The sequence below is a fragment of the Pseudoalteromonas piscicida genome (genome assembly GCF_002208135.1).
Taxonomy (GTDB): domain Bacteria; phylum Pseudomonadota; class Gammaproteobacteria; order Enterobacterales; family Alteromonadaceae; genus Pseudoalteromonas; species Pseudoalteromonas piscicida_A.
Genome location: NZ_CP021646.1, coordinates 1,344,911 through 1,359,113, shown reverse-complemented (window position 1 = coordinate 1,359,113; position 14,203 = coordinate 1,344,911). Strand labels below are relative to the sequence as shown.

Below are 14,203 nucleotides of genomic sequence, written 5' to 3'. Positions count from 1 at the left end.
ACCCGACCACCTCTGTCATAGCAAATGAAAAAACCGCTTTGATACCGAATAACATGAATAAATCACACGGAGCCTGAAAGGATGGAGAATATTTATCGTTTTAGTGCACAACTTATTGATGGCCAAGTTTTGCCATTGCAGTCTCTGGCGGGAAGACCGCTATTGATCGTTAACATTGCGAGTAAATGTAGCTTTGCTCCGCAACTGTCTGCACTTGAAAAGCTGTACAGCAAATATAAACCTTTTGGGTTTGAAGTATTAGCTTTTCCTTGTAACCAGTTCGGTCGCAATGAACCACTTGAAGATGAAATGCTTAAAGAGTTTTACAATACGCATTTTAATTTGAGCTTTAAGATCTGTACTAAGACACAAGTCAACGGACCTGATGCACACCCATTATTTAGCTACTTAAAATCTCATACCCGTGGTATCGCGCAAAACCGCGCAATTAAATGGAATTTTACAAAGTTTCTAATAAACTCTGAAGGCATGTTAATATCTCGATATGCCCCAAGAACTAAACCAGAAACGCTAAAGTCAGTGATAGAGAGCCACATTAATCATGAGAATCGCCCTATTCAGTTCGCAAAACTATGAAGTGCCGTTTTTTGAGCAAGCCGTAAATACCTACTCAGAACTTGATATAAGCTTTATTAGTGAGTCACTCAATGAAAAAACGGTTTCGCTGTGTCAGCACTATGACGCGGTTTGTGTATTTGTAAACGATACTGTAAATGCACAAGTGATTGATAAACTGGCTGACTATGGCGTTAAAACCATCGCCCTACGCTGCGCAGGTTTCAATAACGTTGATATTCAACAGGCAAAACAGCGTGACATAAAGGTTGTCCGTGTTCCAGCCTACAGCCCAGAAGCGGTTGCAGAACACTGTATCGCGTTGATGCTAACGCTCAGCCGCAAGACACATAAGGCCTACAATCGAGTTCGAGAAGATAATTTTGATCTCAACGGCTTACTCGGTTTTAATATTTATAATAAAACGGTTGGTATCATCGGCTGTGGCAAAATTGGCCAAGCCTTAGTCAGTATCTTAAACGGCTTTGGTGCCAATGTGCTGGTTTATGACCCAAACATTGGAGAAGGCCCCTATACTTTGGTCTCTCTAGATATCTTACTAGCACAATCGGATATTATTAGCTTGCACTGTCCGCTTAATGAATATACTCATCATATTATTGATGATGCTGCGTTTGCCAAAATGAAAGCGGGTGTGATGCTTATTAACACCAGTAGAGGCGCGCTGTTAGATAGCAAAGCCTGTATCGCCGCGCTCAAGTCTAAACGCCTCGGTTACCTCGGCTTAGACGTGTATGAGCAAGAGTCAGAGCTATTTTTTAAAAACCACAGTGAAGAAATAATTCAAGACGATGTTTTCTCGCGTTTGGTCAGCTTCCCCAATGTACTGGTTACTGGACATCAAGGGTTTTTTACCAAAGAAGCACTAAAACAAATTGCAACAATAACCTGTGAAAACCTCGACGCAGCAAGACTGGAACAGCCGTTGATAAACCAAATCGTCTGACTTCAGAACCAAAAAAAAGAGCACTCAATCATGATGTGCTCTTTTGGTTACTTCAAAGTCGGGGGGAAGTAATTTGATTTATGCTTTACTCTTCAATTCAGCCGTAACCTGAGCCAAACCTACTTCTGAAATTCTCATCGTGATTTCTTTTTGCTTAGCACTCAATAGAGAAATACCTTCAGCAACCATGTCATACACTTTCCAGTCTCCATCTTTGCTTTGACGAAACTTAAAATGCATATCTATATCCGGTTTTGATTGCTCTCTTATTACTACCTTGACCGTCGCAAAATCAGCACCATCAGAAATCGGTAATTCTTCAAACAACACGTCTTGACCTTTGTACTGCAAAAGCGCGTTGGCATAAGTAGCTACAAGATAGTTATCAACTGCACCGATAAACTCAATGGCTTCGTCTCTTTTTAACCCTTTGATATGTTTACCAAGCAATTTAAAAGATACAAACTTTACGTCAATGTGTGGCATCAAACGACTACGTACTATACCCTTCATCTGAGTTTCAGTTGCCTTGCCATCTTGATTAACCGTTTTTATGTCAGTAAATAGCTTATCGCCAACTTGGTTAATTAATTCATAAGGTGTGTCATTCGCAAAAGCGAAGCCTGAGAAGACGAGAAAACTGAAAATAACAAGTAACTTTTTCATTGTTTAATCCTTATTAAACTGATGGCACTAGTCTATCCAATTTGACGAGTGCAAATAAACATATCAATTCGCACTAAATTGATGCTCCTTCGACATCAATTAACGCAATGCATGACTTTTCCTTGCGATGACAACGACTCTTTATGAAGTCGTGATGAAGAGGTGTATTGCTGTCATTACAAGGGCTGGAGGGAAGTATACGGTGTTCGAACGATGAAAAATGTCAGAAATTGTATCAATTTATTTGGACGCTGAGCCTAGCGAATACAGCCAAGCTCAGTATTGTTGCGTAAAGGAGATAAATTACTGTTGCAAAGGAACACTAAAGTTTCATATCTGCCGCAAAAAACGTGATGTTATCGTTGCTTTCTAGCTTTTTCAACGTTTCAATTAACGCATCATGCCGTGGTGAGATAGATTCAAGTTGCTGCAACGTAATTTCATTTTTTTCAAGCTTTTCAGCCAGTGCATTTCCAATGAATGCCATTCTCTGCTGCGCACAAACACTATTTGAAAGCCAACTGCCACACAAAGAAACGATCCCTATATTTGGCGCTTTCTTCATTAAGACGTGTTGCTCAATAGCAGGCAACCCGGCTAAGCAGCTTACTCGACCACAAAATATCAAATGTGCAATTAGTTGTTGGGTATGTGTCCCTGTTAAATCTAGCGCGCCTTGCACCTCTGCGGCACCAAAATGAAGCTGCATTGCATCGGCTAAGCCTACAAAATCAGGTTGGGTATACACTAGATCCGCACCCAGCTTTTCAAGCAGCTTTTTATGTTTGAACTCGGAAGATGCCACCACCCCAGACCCAATTGTTTCGCAAATTGTATTGCCATTTGCCCTACCGGATGATGAGCAGATTCGATTAAAACCGTATCACCAACATTTAATTGCAGCTTAAATAACGCAATCAAAGCACACATAGCAGGCGCGATCACTGCTGAAGCCAACTTACCATCTACATTTTTTGGCAATACAGTGAGTGCATGACTTGGCACCAAAGCAAATTCGCTCATCGTGCCTTGCTCTCGAATGTCACCATGCCAAAAAACCCGTGTACCAGGCTCAGGGAATCCCGTTTTGCACGCTTTTTCAACAACCCCCACAGCATCCACACCAAACACTCTATTCGGTGTTTCTTCACAGGGACAATTGGCCACTTTCGTATCGATAAAGCTTAAACCAACGTGTTCAACTTTGATCAAAACCTGATCATCCGTTGCCTCAGGTAAATTAATTTCTCCCTGCTCGAAGGTAAGTCCATTTATGTGATTGAATCGGACTGCTTTCATCATATGCCTTTGCGTTATGTTAAAAATAAAGTAGTGAGACTAAATTCATTAAACCATTGTTAGCATGTTGCCACAACTTTATTAGTGTAAATATGCCCCTCGCAATTCCAATTGTTTAGTGTCACAATGGCATCAGTCTCAGTGAACTTTCTCGCATTATGGATATTAGCAGCAGATTATTAATCTTTTTAGACGTTGTGGAACGTGGCTCCTTTGCCAGTGCGGCGCAACTGAGAAACATTGATCGTTCTGTCATTTCTAAGCAGATGACTAAGCTAGAAGAAGAACTCGGTGTGAGATTAATGAATCGTACAACTCGTTCTTTCTCGCTCACCTCTGCAGGTTCAGAGATGGTAAAAAAAGCGGAAGAGCTAAGGCTGCTGCTAAACGATACTCAACGCATCGCACAGAATTATCACACCGAACCTAAAGGTTTGCTTAAAATTGCCAGCTCTACCGTGGTGGGCCGACGCTATGTGCAACCTGTTATTAATGACTTTCAGAAACGTTTTCCTCATGTAGAGGTTGAGCTTAGGCTTGAAGACAGACTCGTGGACTTAGTGGGTGAAGGCTTTGATTTAGCTTTTCGTGTCGGCGAGCCTAAAGATTCATCGCTTATCGCTCGCAGAATTGCACGCAATCGATTATTGATATTAGCAAGCCCAACGTTCCTAAAAACGCATGGCACACCAAGTTCGCTTGAGGCGCTCAGCGAATTACCTGCTGCAACCTACGCCAGTGATGCATTAAGGTTTACCAGTATCACCTATCAAGACGAGCAAGGCATCGAACAACAAATGCCTGTAAGGAGTATCTTTAGAACCAATGATGGAGATACATTGATGGAAAGTGTACTGTCTGGTACCTGTTATATTGTTGCACCCGCCTTTCTAGTCGGCAAAGAAATTACTGAAGGCAAATTACAACCCATTTTAACTAATACTAAACTAGTTGATTTTGCTGCGATGTATGCGCTCTACCCTCATCGTGATTTACCGGTCAGAACACGGCTCTTTTTAGATGCATTCAGGGCATATATCGGTGAAGAGACACCAATATGGGAAACAGAGATCCCTGGATTTGAGCAAATGTATGGCTTCGTCCCACCAAAACCCATGTTAACCTTCTAGTCGACAGCAGTTTATTCGTATGTATGGGCAGCAAGTTTTTTGCCGAAGAAAGCTATTGACCTCAACCGTCTAACCTTTTCATCGCACCTTTCACCATATTCTGGGAATTAATCCATTTTACGCATTCACTTAGCGAGAGTGGTTCACAGATCTGAAAGCCTTGAATATAAGGACAGTCCAAGCTATACAAATACTGCAAGCAGGCATCGCTTTCAACACCCTCCGCAACAATACTGCAGTTCAATTTACGCGCCAAAAACATACTCGTTTCTACTATGGCTTGATCTTTTTCACTTTCATGACTTAGCCGTACAAATGACCCATCTATTTTGATCTGTGAAATTGGTAACTCTTTTAAGATAGAAAATGAAGAAAAACCTGTCCCAAAATCATCAATACTGACCGCAAACCCCATATCAATTAATGTTTCAATTAGGCTTCTCGCCTTTTCCACTTCTTCCATCACGGTGCTTTCAGTAAGTTCAAATACTATATGAGTTGGCTCTACCCGATGAGTATCCAGTAGCATGGCAAGGGTGTTAATTAGATTCTGCTCTGCGAAGTCTTGGCAGGAAAGATTGATATGCACAACCAACTTGTCATCAATTTCAATCAATATTGCGAGGTCTTGGAATACACGATTAATCACAAATGCACTCAGTTGCTTGATCAAATTATTGCGCTCCGCTAACTCAATAAACTGATCTGGCATGATCATTGTGCCATCGGGCTGGGGCCATCTCAGTAGCGCTTCGACTCCGTGAATATCACCGCTTTGAGAACACACTATCGGTTGATAGTAGAGTGTCAATTCACCACGAGCGAGCGCTACTTTGAGGTTAGCCAACAGCTGAAATTCGGCTTCGATTCCCTCATGGAGCTCTTCATCAAAGATGACGATGCTTTGCCTGCTATGTTTGGCCGAATACATGGCGATGTCGGCTTGCTTCAAAAGATCAAACACATCGAGTTGGCGCGATTGAGTCCATAAGCTTGCTCCTGCACTATACGTCACGTCCAGCTGCAACTCTTCAATTTCTATACCTGACTTTAATTCGCTCAGCAGTGCATTGTTTTGAGAGTAAATACAATTTACGTCTGTAACGTCCATTAGGATAATAAATTCATCGCCGCCCATGCGATATAACTTGCTACGAGGAAGCAGTGCTGCACGCATTTTGTGTGCAAGTTCCACCAGCAATTTATCACCAAAGAAGTGCCCTTTTGCATCGTTGATCTGCTTAAAGTTATTTAAATCAACCAAGATAACACTAAAGTCGAGCTGCTGATGCTTACGTTCATTAATGGCATCAATACAGCGCTGGCGATTCTCTAAATCCGTTAAAAAATCATGGTCTGCGTTATATTTGGCCTGCGTTGCAATTTCATTCAATTCTTGCAGGCTTGTTAGACTTAAACAATTCACCACAAAGACAAAAATGGAGCCAAGAAATAAGATTAAACTTAAACCTTGCTCAATGAGACTGGCGCTATTGTGATCGTATAGGAAGTAAGCAAAACTCAAATATCCGAGCTCAAACAGTGCCATAAGAATTAACAACACTCGCCACCCGACCGAAGCAGTTAATCGACATATTTTAAAGGCCGGAGAAAAAGCTAATCCCATGATAAAGCTGCCAGCTAATACTAATATAAGTGCAATCAAAGGAGTCATCGTGCATGGAGTACAATGCTTAAAGTATAGATTATAAATCCGCCCTTGCTCGGGACAGGCAAAATTATTCAACAATTGGCAGGGAATAATAGTAGCGGACTAGGCAGCCCGCTCACTAGGTCGGTTGACCTTGACTAAAAGTTAATCTGCACTTTTTAGAATTCGGTAAAGCTGATCTTTTAACCACAGCCTTTTTTTCTTTAGTGACTCAAGGTACTCATCACTCGAATGCTCTACACCATCTTCAATTCGAATAACTTCATTGTCCACTTCATGATAATCTTTAAATAACTTTGAGAAATGTCCATCAGACAGTTTTAAATCATGAATTCTGTCTTTAAATTCTGGGAGTTCTTTAGCTAAGCTGTGACGTTCAATGTTCATCGTTTTATTCCCATAAATAGCCATATACACGAGGTTAAGATAAAAACCCAACCCCAATTTAACGTTTGCGTTTGAGAGTAGACCTAATCAATGCGCCGATAGTGACAGTGATTTCGAATACGTTTTTTGAAGTTACTGTCTGATTGGGTCTGTTTCCATAGTACGCTGCTACCTCCCGTGAGTATTGATCCAACGCAAATCACTTCCAGTTATAGACAACAAAGTTTTTGTCGTTTCTTTATACTGTTCGGGATACAAAATCGAGGACCTTTGACCACATTCTTAGGGTTTCTCGCAAAGTCGCTAGCCGCCTAGATGCAATTGTTGTAAAATGTCGGCGTTTCTAAGCAAATCTATCTAGCAACTTTTGAGGAAAACCTGTGAGCGAACAAAAACAGTCTCTTAGTTATAAAGACGCTGGCGTTGACATCGATGCGGGCAACGCATTGGTCGAAAGAATTAAAGGCGTAGTGAAAAAAACTCGTCGCCCTGAAGTAATGGGTGGCATTGGTGGTTTTGGTGCACTATGCGAACTCCCAACCGGATATAAAGAGCCTGTTTTGGTTGCTGGCACTGACGGTGTTGGTACTAAGCTACGCTTAGCTATCGATTTGAAAAAGCACGACACAGTAGGTATTGACCTAGTTGCTATGTGTGTTAACGATCTTATTGTCCAAGGTGCTGAACCCCTCTTTTTCTTGGACTACTATGCCACAGGCAAGCTAGACGTTGACGTTGCAGCGGACGTAGTATCTGGTATTGGTAAAGGCTGTGAACTTTCTGGTTGTGCACTTATCGGTGGTGAAACGGCGGAAATGCCTGGCATGTACGAAGGTGATGATTACGATATGGCTGGCTTTTGTACCGGTGTGGTAGAAAAGTCTAAAATCATTGATGGAACTAAAGTTGCGTCAGGCGATCAGCTCATTGCACTAGGCTCAAGCGGTCCGCACTCAAACGGTTACTCTCTAATCCGTAAAGTACTAGAAGTATCTGGCGCAGACACTAACGCAGAGTTCGAAGGCAAAACACTCGGTGAGCACCTGCTAGAGCCAACACGTATCTACGTAAAACAAATCTTAGCGCTATTAAAAGAAGTCGATGTTCACGCTCTTTCTCACATCACAGGTGGTGGTTTCTGGGAAAACATCCCTCGCGTGCTTCCTGAGTCAGCAAAAGCGGTGATCAAGGGTGATAGCTGGCAGTGGCCTGCAATCTTCAACTGGTTACAAGAAAACGGTAACATTGCAACTCACGAAATGTACCGCACATTCAACTGTGGTGTTGGCATGATCTTAGTCGTTCCTGCTGACAAGCTTGAGCAAAGCCTTGAAATCTTGAAAGCACAAGGTGAGAACGCTTGGCACATTGGTGAAATTCAAGACGCCCAAGCAGGTGAAGAGCAAGTTGAGATCTTAGGTGGTGCCGAGTAATGGCACCCACTCGCCTTGTTGTTCTGATTTCTGGTAGTGGTTCAAATTTGCAAGCAATCATTGATGCTTGCAAATCTGGCTATATTCAAGGTGAAATTGCGGCCGTTATTAGTAATAAGGCGGATGCGTATGGCCTAACCAGAGCGCAAGAGGCTGGTATAGCAACATCTGTTTTAGATCACAAACAATACGCTTCTCGTGAAGAGTATGACGTTGCGCTTGGTCAACTAATTGATAGCTTTACACCAGATTTGGTTGTATTAGCTGGATTTATGCGTATTCTAACTCCAAACTTAGTGCAAAAATTTAGAGGAAAAATGTTGAACATTCATCCTTCTTTGTTGCCTAAGTATCAAGGGCTGAACACCCACCAAAGAGCGATCGATGCAAACGATGCTGAACATGGTGCTAGCGTTCACTTTGTCACAGAGGAGTTAGATGGTGGTCCAGTGGTCTGTCAGGCCAAGGTCGCTATTCTTCCAGATGATACGGCAGAGTCACTGGCGCAGCGTGTGCATAAGCAAGAACACATTCTTTATCCTTTGGTGGTCAAATGGTTCAGCGAACAAAGACTAACAATGGAAGCAGACTATGCTGTTTTTGATAACAAAACCTTACCAGTTCAAGGTGCGCCGTACCCAGAAAAATAAAAAATGGAGCGCTGTGCTAATTGGTATTAGCGCTCTACTTTCCACCTCAACATTTGCAAACTCACTTACCGAATATCACGCCGAATACCAAGTTTCACGCAAAGGTGAGGTTCATGGTAGTGCCACGCGCGACCTCACAAAAATAGCGGACGCAACCTATGCAGTACGTTACAAAAGCGATATTGAATGGATGATTTTTTCGGACGTTAGAACCGAAGAATCACTGTTTAAAGTCACCGAGCATACCGTAAGCCCGCTACATTACAGTATGACCCGCGAAGGAACTGGACCAGATAAAAGCTACAAAATTAAGTTTGATCACCAAAACCAAGCGATTACCTCCAGCGAAGAAAAGTATCCACTGAAAGTGAAATGGCTTGAGAATCAGCAAGATCTAATCAGTTATCAAGTACAGTTGCGAGAAGACTTAAAAACGGGAAAGACTAAGTTTAGCTACCCTATCATAGACAAAAAAGGGGACCAGCGCAGCTATGATTTTGAGGTAGTCGGCGAGGAAATGATCACCCTACCTTTTGGTAACGTCAAAACCATCAAAGTTAAGCGCGTTTATGACGATAGTGATCGTCAAGCCATTGCATGGTTTGCGCCAAATTATGATCATATGCTGGTGAAAATGTACAAAGGCAAAGATGGTATGGAGCAATTTCAGATAGAGCTTAAAACCTACCAACCCAAATCAGAGAGTTGATAACAACATCGCTGGTTGACTAAGGCGGCTCAACTAAGCCGCCTTTGCTTACAAAAACTCAGTACTACACCTTCTCACCTAATTTGAATAAAGCAGACTCACCGGGCTCAAGCTTTTGCCACTGCTCATCGTTAGTAAGCGGTCGAGTCGCTATCACTGTTACAACATCATCTGGCGTGGTTTCTTTTTGGAAATCCACCACCATATCCGCATCGATTAACGTAGCCTTACCAAATGGGGCTCTACGGGTTATCCAATGCAGGTTATTGGTACAATACGCCAACACATAAATGCCATCAGTGATCAACATGTTGAACACCCCTTTGTCTCTCAATGTATGCGCTAGCTTTGCAATATACCTGAAAACCGAGACCATGTTTGACGGACGACTTGGATATTTCTCTCTTACTTTGTCCAAAATCCAACAAAAGGCAAGTTCACTGTCTGTATTCCCAACAGGTCGATAGAAGTCGGTTTTTAAGTCTTTATAGTCCGAAAGCTGACCATTGTGAGCATAGGTGATCTCTCTCCCCCATAATTCTCGAGTAAATGGATGCGTATTTTCAAGACAAGTTCGTCCCCTATTTCCCTGTCGAATATGGCTTATTACGGACACGCTTTTAATAGGATACGCTTTGACCAGTTTAGCAATTTCAGATTGGCAGCTAGGTTCGGGATCTTTAAATGTTCTGCATCCTTTCCCCTCGTAAAAGGTGATCCCCCATCCATCTTTATGAGGACCCGTATTACCACCGCGCTCTAATAAACCAGAAAAGCTAAAACAAATATCCGTCGGTACATTCGCCGACATGCCCAAAAGCTCACACATAAATCAATTAAACCCTAAATATCATAAAGTTATGATTAAAAATACAAATCAAAGACATCAAAAGGTCACACTTTGACTAGTAGCTCGACTTTCTTAGATCGCCATACTACTGAATTATTGGGGATAAGTTTAACATGTATCTCTGTGTCTTTACTTTTTTAAATTCAGCTACATTGAGAGGTATAATAGATGCGACTATTTCGAATTACTATCGGAACCGGACTCTTCTTATCTAGAAAGCGCTTTAATCGGTGCTTACCTTAATTACCACACCCAAATTAATAAATAACCTGAGCTTCGGATAATTAACGCCTTTCTAGCAGCCAGTTTTAGCGCTAACTGCGTTGAATTCACTTCCAATAGTCCGCTATTGGTGCGTAAATTCGCCTTACCTACCAGGATGTAGGTACCAGGGCAGTAGCAGGACGCGAGAGCGGAGTTATCCCCAAAACTCTCTGGCTAGATAAGAAGATAGTTTAAGGTTATTAAAAAGCAATGAGTTAGCTCATTCCTTATCCAAACCTCAGGTTAAATAGGTGAATCACTTAGACAAAAAGTAGATACGGGCTCTGGGTTACTTCGCAATATCTAACCAAGTGCCACCTGTCAGAGTATCCAGATCATGCGCTTTTAACTCAAAAACCGAGTTGGGCGTGCCTGCAGCAGCCCAAATCCGATCGTATTGCTTTAAATCGTTATCAATTATCGTCAAAACGGAGCTACTGTGCGCCACGGGAGGCACACCACCAATGGCAAATCCGGTTTTTTCCCGCACAAAGTTTGCATTCGCTTTTTCGAGCTTTACATTAAGTGCTGCTTCAACTTTGTCCACAGACACTTGATTACTACCAGAAGCAATTATCAAGACCGCTCTTTCTGTATTCCCATCTTTAAATATCAGAGACTTGGCGATTTGAGACTCAGTGCAGCCAATCGCATTTGCAGCATCTTTCGCGGTGCGAGTAGAGTCTGCAAGCTCTGTAACGGTGAAGTTATGCCCATGGTTAGCTAGGAATTCTTGAACGCGTATTGAAGAGGATTTTAACGGCTGTGACATTCTATTGATCTTCCATGTTGTAGTAGTTTAAACCAATCTAACAGCTACTGAGCAAAATTCAAACATTCAACATGTTTCATACTATTTGTATGAAGAGGTGACCATTTTTAGAGATCAAATCGATCACGAGTCATTATTGAAAAATATCCGAGTATCCTATTAATGGAAACTCGGATAATGGGTGCAGAAAAAACAAAGGTATTGAGCAAGGTCTATATTGTTACCACATGCCATTGGTACGCAAGACTGACTATAGCCAGTGAGCATGCTAATAAAAAGTTAATTACTTCTTTTGAGCTAACTGAGCGAGACTCGCGAGAAAAATGTTTAGCATGCAATCTCATACCGAGTGGTTGCAATTCTTTTTCATGTTTAGGCAATGCAATTAATCCAGCAAGTAACATGACTAAACACAGCATGTAGCTACCTTGCACGATAAAAAATACAGTAAGTGAAAACGCGGTGATTGAAAAAATCCAAGAAATGAATTTAAACATAGCAGCTCCGTTTGCTATCAGTATTACCAGTTTGACTTTACGATCATCAACCTGATTAGTTTCTAATTTTAAAACGGAGTTTAGAGTTATTAGTTTAAAAGTACAAGCAGACTAAAGTATTAGCCCCTATTTTCGAATAATGCTCTCATGGACTCATAGAATGCCTCAGCCTTACGTGTTTGCAACGAATGCAGAGGTCTGACAAACCAAATGGGAATGTCGTCACTTTCGAGACAGCCAGCAATAATGGGTAATAACCCACCCCGTTTTAGGTTATCTCTTATAGCAATGTGAGATTTAACTGCAACACCATGCCAAGGAGGCGGAAGTCATATTGTCTCAGTTTGAAGTCGTAAAAAGGAGTTTTTGTATTAAAGTGTACAATTCAAGCGTTTGGCTCTTTTAACTTGAATGGCCGTTGCCAAGGTAAACATACGAAAAGTGAATTTGTAATTCGCTGATAATGCTAGGTATGCCATGGCGGTGAATATAGCTCGGTGCTCACCGCTGGGGTTTTGCTGGCGCTAAAGCCGCAAGCATGCAAACTGTGTTTGTCGCAGACCACCAAAATACGTAGTGGAGGTATGAGATTTGGCGCTGATATTATCTATACCTTGGTAGCTCAATGCCTAGATGGAGATATAAACACCGTCAGCGAGCTCGGCAAAGAGCTCGAATATCGGATAGCATTTGCTAATAAACAAGCGGCGCCATTAAAAGTCGTTTCTTAATCGGATGACTGTTTGATTGTTTGAGTACTGCCACAATGGTCAGTACTCGTTACTAGATTAACTTAAATGATTAGAAAAACCCCAAAGGACTCGTGCTATAACTCACTAAGAGGTTCTTGGTTTGTTGGTAATGATCCAGCGCCTTTTTGTGAGTTTCTCTGCCAATACCTGATTTTTTATAGCCACCAAATGCCGCGTGTGCTGGATACATATGATAACAGTTAGTCCACACGCGACCCGCTTCGATTTGGCGACCAAATTGATAAGCGCGATTCATATCCCGAGTCCACACCCCAGCACCTAAACCAAATTCAGAGCTATTCGCCAATTCCAACGCCTCCGCTTCGTCTTTAAAAGTACATAAAGAGATCACCGGGCCAAAAATTTCTTCTTGGAATACCCGCATTTGATTATGTCCTTTTAACAGCGTTGGCTGAATATAAAAGCCTTTGTGGTAACCCTCACCAAGCTCAGCTACTTCGCCCCGATTAACACTTCAGCCCCTTCTTTCTTACCAATATCAATATAGCTAAGGATTTTATCAAATTGGGCTTGTGAGGCCTGCGCACCAACCATGGTGTCCGTATCAAGCGGATTGCCGCGCTTTATCGCCTTCGTGCGTTCAATGACTTTGGCAATAAAATCATCGTATATATCTTCTTGCACGAGCAATCGCGATGGACAAGTACATACTTCGCCTTGGTTAAAATAGGCCAGCACCGCTCCTTCAATACACTTACTAAGATAATCATCATCAGCTTGCATCACATCGCTAAAGTAGATATTGGGCGACTTACCCCCTAGTTCCACCGTTGAGGGAATGATGTTTTCAGCAGCACATTTTAGAATGTGAGAGCCCACAGGAGTCGAGCCTGTAAATGCAATTTTTGCGATACGTGTACTCGTTGCAAGCGCTTCGCCTGCCTCTTTCCCGAAGCCATTTACGACATTAACTACACCATTTGGTAATAAATCGGCGATAAGTTCCATCAACAACAAAATAGACGCTGGCGTTTGCTCTGCGGGTTTTAGCACCACGCAGTTTCCAGCAGCGAGAGCGGGTGCAAGTTTCCAAGCGGCCATAAGTAATGGAAAGTTCCACGGGATGATCTGTCCTACAACGCCCAAAGGCTCATGAAAATGATAAGCCACGGTTGACTCATCAATTTCACCTATTGCCCCCTCTTGAGCACGAATGCAACCTGCAAAATAGCGGAAATGATCTGCAGCAAGCGGAACATCAGCGGCTAGCGTTTCACGTACGGCTTTACCATTATCCCATGTTTCAGCTACCGCTAGGTATTCAAGGTTTGCTTCTATTCGGTCTGCGATTTTGAGTAAGATATTGCTTCGCTCAGTAACCGAAGTTTTACCCCACGCGACCTTTGCTGCATGGGCGGCGTCAAGTGCCAGTTCAATATCTGCATTATTTGAACGCGGGATCTGACAAAACACTTCGCCATTAACAGGGCTAATATTATCGAAGTACTGGCCATCAACGGGTGGTGTCCATTCACCGCCAATAAAGTTTTGGTATTGCGATTTAAAGCTGACGACTGCACCTTCAGTATTTGGATTTGCGTATATCATTTTTACCTCT

Annotated in this window: 15 protein-coding genes and 1 pseudogene; 7 read left to right on the top strand and 9 right to left on the bottom strand. The window is 42.2% G+C overall.

Going from position 1 to position 14,203, the window contains the following annotated elements; translation table 11 throughout:
• Nucleotides 1-81 precede the first annotated feature (81 nt).
• Both B1L02_RS06485 and B1L02_RS06480 read left to right on the top strand, forming a co-directional pair.
• Nucleotides 82-597, top strand: coding sequence for a glutathione peroxidase (locus B1L02_RS06485; RefSeq protein WP_088530369.1), 516 nt, complete (start codon nucleotides 82-84; stop codon nucleotides 595-597).
• Nucleotides 563-1,543, top strand: a complete 981-nt coding sequence (locus tag B1L02_RS06480; protein WP_088530368.1) for a 2-hydroxyacid dehydrogenase — start codon at nucleotides 563-565, stop codon at nucleotides 1,541-1,543. Before B1L02_RS06485 ends, B1L02_RS06480 begins: the two co-directional genes overlap by 35 nt.
• A 78-nt stretch (nucleotides 1,544-1,621) precedes the next feature.
• Here B1L02_RS06480 and B1L02_RS06475 read toward each other — a convergent pair whose 3' ends face one another.
• The 3 genes from B1L02_RS06475 to B1L02_RS24320 form a co-directional block, all read right to left on the bottom strand.
• Nucleotides 1,622-2,209, bottom strand: a complete 588-nt coding sequence (locus B1L02_RS06475) for an MlaC/ttg2D family ABC transporter substrate-binding protein (RefSeq protein ID WP_088530367.1) — start codon at nucleotides 2,207-2,209, stop codon at nucleotides 1,622-1,624.
• Nucleotides 2,210-2,531: 322 nt separating this feature from the next.
• Complete coding sequence (locus B1L02_RS24325) at nucleotides 2,532-2,957, bottom strand: hypothetical protein (protein WP_232003150.1); 426 nt, start codon at nucleotides 2,955-2,957, stop codon at nucleotides 2,532-2,534.
• The gene (locus B1L02_RS24320; protein WP_232003149.1) at nucleotides 2,957-3,511 is read right to left on the bottom strand and encodes an alcohol dehydrogenase catalytic domain-containing protein; all 555 of its coding nucleotides are present in this window, start codon (nucleotides 3,509-3,511) and stop codon (nucleotides 2,957-2,959) included. The genes B1L02_RS24325 and B1L02_RS24320 overlap by 1 nt, the downstream gene beginning before the upstream one ends.
• Nucleotides 3,512-3,666: 155 nt before the next feature.
• Here B1L02_RS24320 and B1L02_RS06465 point away from each other — a divergent pair, with 155 nt between their 5' ends.
• A complete protein-coding gene (locus B1L02_RS06465; RefSeq protein WP_088530366.1) occupies nucleotides 3,667-4,638 on the top strand; it encodes a LysR substrate-binding domain-containing protein in 972 nt (323 codons plus the stop codon).
• Nucleotides 4,639-4,699: 61 nt separating this feature from the next.
• On the opposite strand, the gene B1L02_RS06460 is transcribed toward B1L02_RS06465, so the two are convergent.
• Complete coding sequence (locus B1L02_RS06460) at nucleotides 4,700-6,202, bottom strand: putative bifunctional diguanylate cyclase/phosphodiesterase (protein WP_223191902.1); 1,503 nt, start codon at nucleotides 6,200-6,202, stop codon at nucleotides 4,700-4,702.
• A 252-nt stretch (nucleotides 6,203-6,454) separates the two neighbouring features.
• On the bottom strand, nucleotides 6,455-6,697 hold the full coding sequence (locus B1L02_RS06455; protein WP_088530365.1) for a YdcH family protein: 243 nt from the start codon (nucleotides 6,695-6,697) through the stop codon (nucleotides 6,455-6,457).
• 380 nt (nucleotides 6,698-7,077) lie between these two features.
• On the opposite strand from B1L02_RS06455, the gene purM reads away from it, so the two are divergent.
• Genes purM through B1L02_RS06440 form a run of 3 tightly spaced genes read left to right on the top strand, consistent with a single transcriptional unit; the run spans nucleotide 7,078 to nucleotide 9,489 of the window.
• Nucleotides 7,078-8,130, top strand: a complete 1,053-nt coding sequence (purM, locus tag B1L02_RS06450; RefSeq protein ID WP_088530364.1) for a phosphoribosylformylglycinamidine cyclo-ligase — start codon at nucleotides 7,078-7,080, stop codon at nucleotides 8,128-8,130.
• A complete protein-coding gene (gene purN, locus B1L02_RS06445) occupies nucleotides 8,130-8,780 on the top strand; it encodes a phosphoribosylglycinamide formyltransferase (protein ID WP_088530363.1) in 651 nt (216 codons plus the stop codon). The genes purM and purN overlap by 1 nt, the downstream gene beginning before the upstream one ends.
• Nucleotides 8,781-8,793: 13 nt before the next feature.
• Nucleotides 8,794-9,489 (top strand): DUF3108 domain-containing protein, encoded by a 696-nt coding sequence (locus B1L02_RS06440; protein ID WP_088530362.1) that lies wholly within the window; start codon nucleotides 8,794-8,796, stop codon nucleotides 9,487-9,489.
• Between the two features lie 64 nt (nucleotides 9,490-9,553).
• Here B1L02_RS06440 and B1L02_RS06435 read toward each other — a convergent pair whose 3' ends face one another.
• From B1L02_RS06435 to B1L02_RS06425, 3 genes are all read right to left on the bottom strand, one after another.
• Nucleotides 9,554-10,318, bottom strand: coding sequence for a class II glutamine amidotransferase (locus tag B1L02_RS06435; RefSeq protein WP_088530361.1), 765 nt, complete (start codon nucleotides 10,316-10,318; stop codon nucleotides 9,554-9,556).
• Nucleotides 10,319-10,892: 574 nt separating this feature from the next.
• The gene (locus tag B1L02_RS06430; RefSeq protein ID WP_088530360.1) at nucleotides 10,893-11,375 is read right to left on the bottom strand and encodes a YbaK/EbsC family protein; all 483 of its coding nucleotides are present in this window, start codon (nucleotides 11,373-11,375) and stop codon (nucleotides 10,893-10,895) included.
• 212 nt (nucleotides 11,376-11,587) lie between these two features.
• Complete coding sequence (locus B1L02_RS06425; protein ID WP_088530359.1) at nucleotides 11,588-11,872, bottom strand: hypothetical protein; 285 nt, start codon at nucleotides 11,870-11,872, stop codon at nucleotides 11,588-11,590.
• Nucleotides 11,873-12,456: 584 nt separating this feature from the next.
• Here B1L02_RS06425 and B1L02_RS06415 point away from each other — a divergent pair.
• Nucleotides 12,457-12,603, top strand: a complete 147-nt coding sequence (locus B1L02_RS06415; protein ID WP_223191903.1) for a hypothetical protein — start codon at nucleotides 12,457-12,459, stop codon at nucleotides 12,601-12,603.
• 70 nt (nucleotides 12,604-12,673) lie between these two features.
• Here the strand turns inward: B1L02_RS06415 and B1L02_RS06410 are convergent.
• Nucleotides 12,674-14,193 (bottom strand): annotated as a pseudogene (locus B1L02_RS06410) (aldehyde dehydrogenase family protein).
• Between the last annotated feature and the right edge of the window lie 10 nt (nucleotides 14,194-14,203).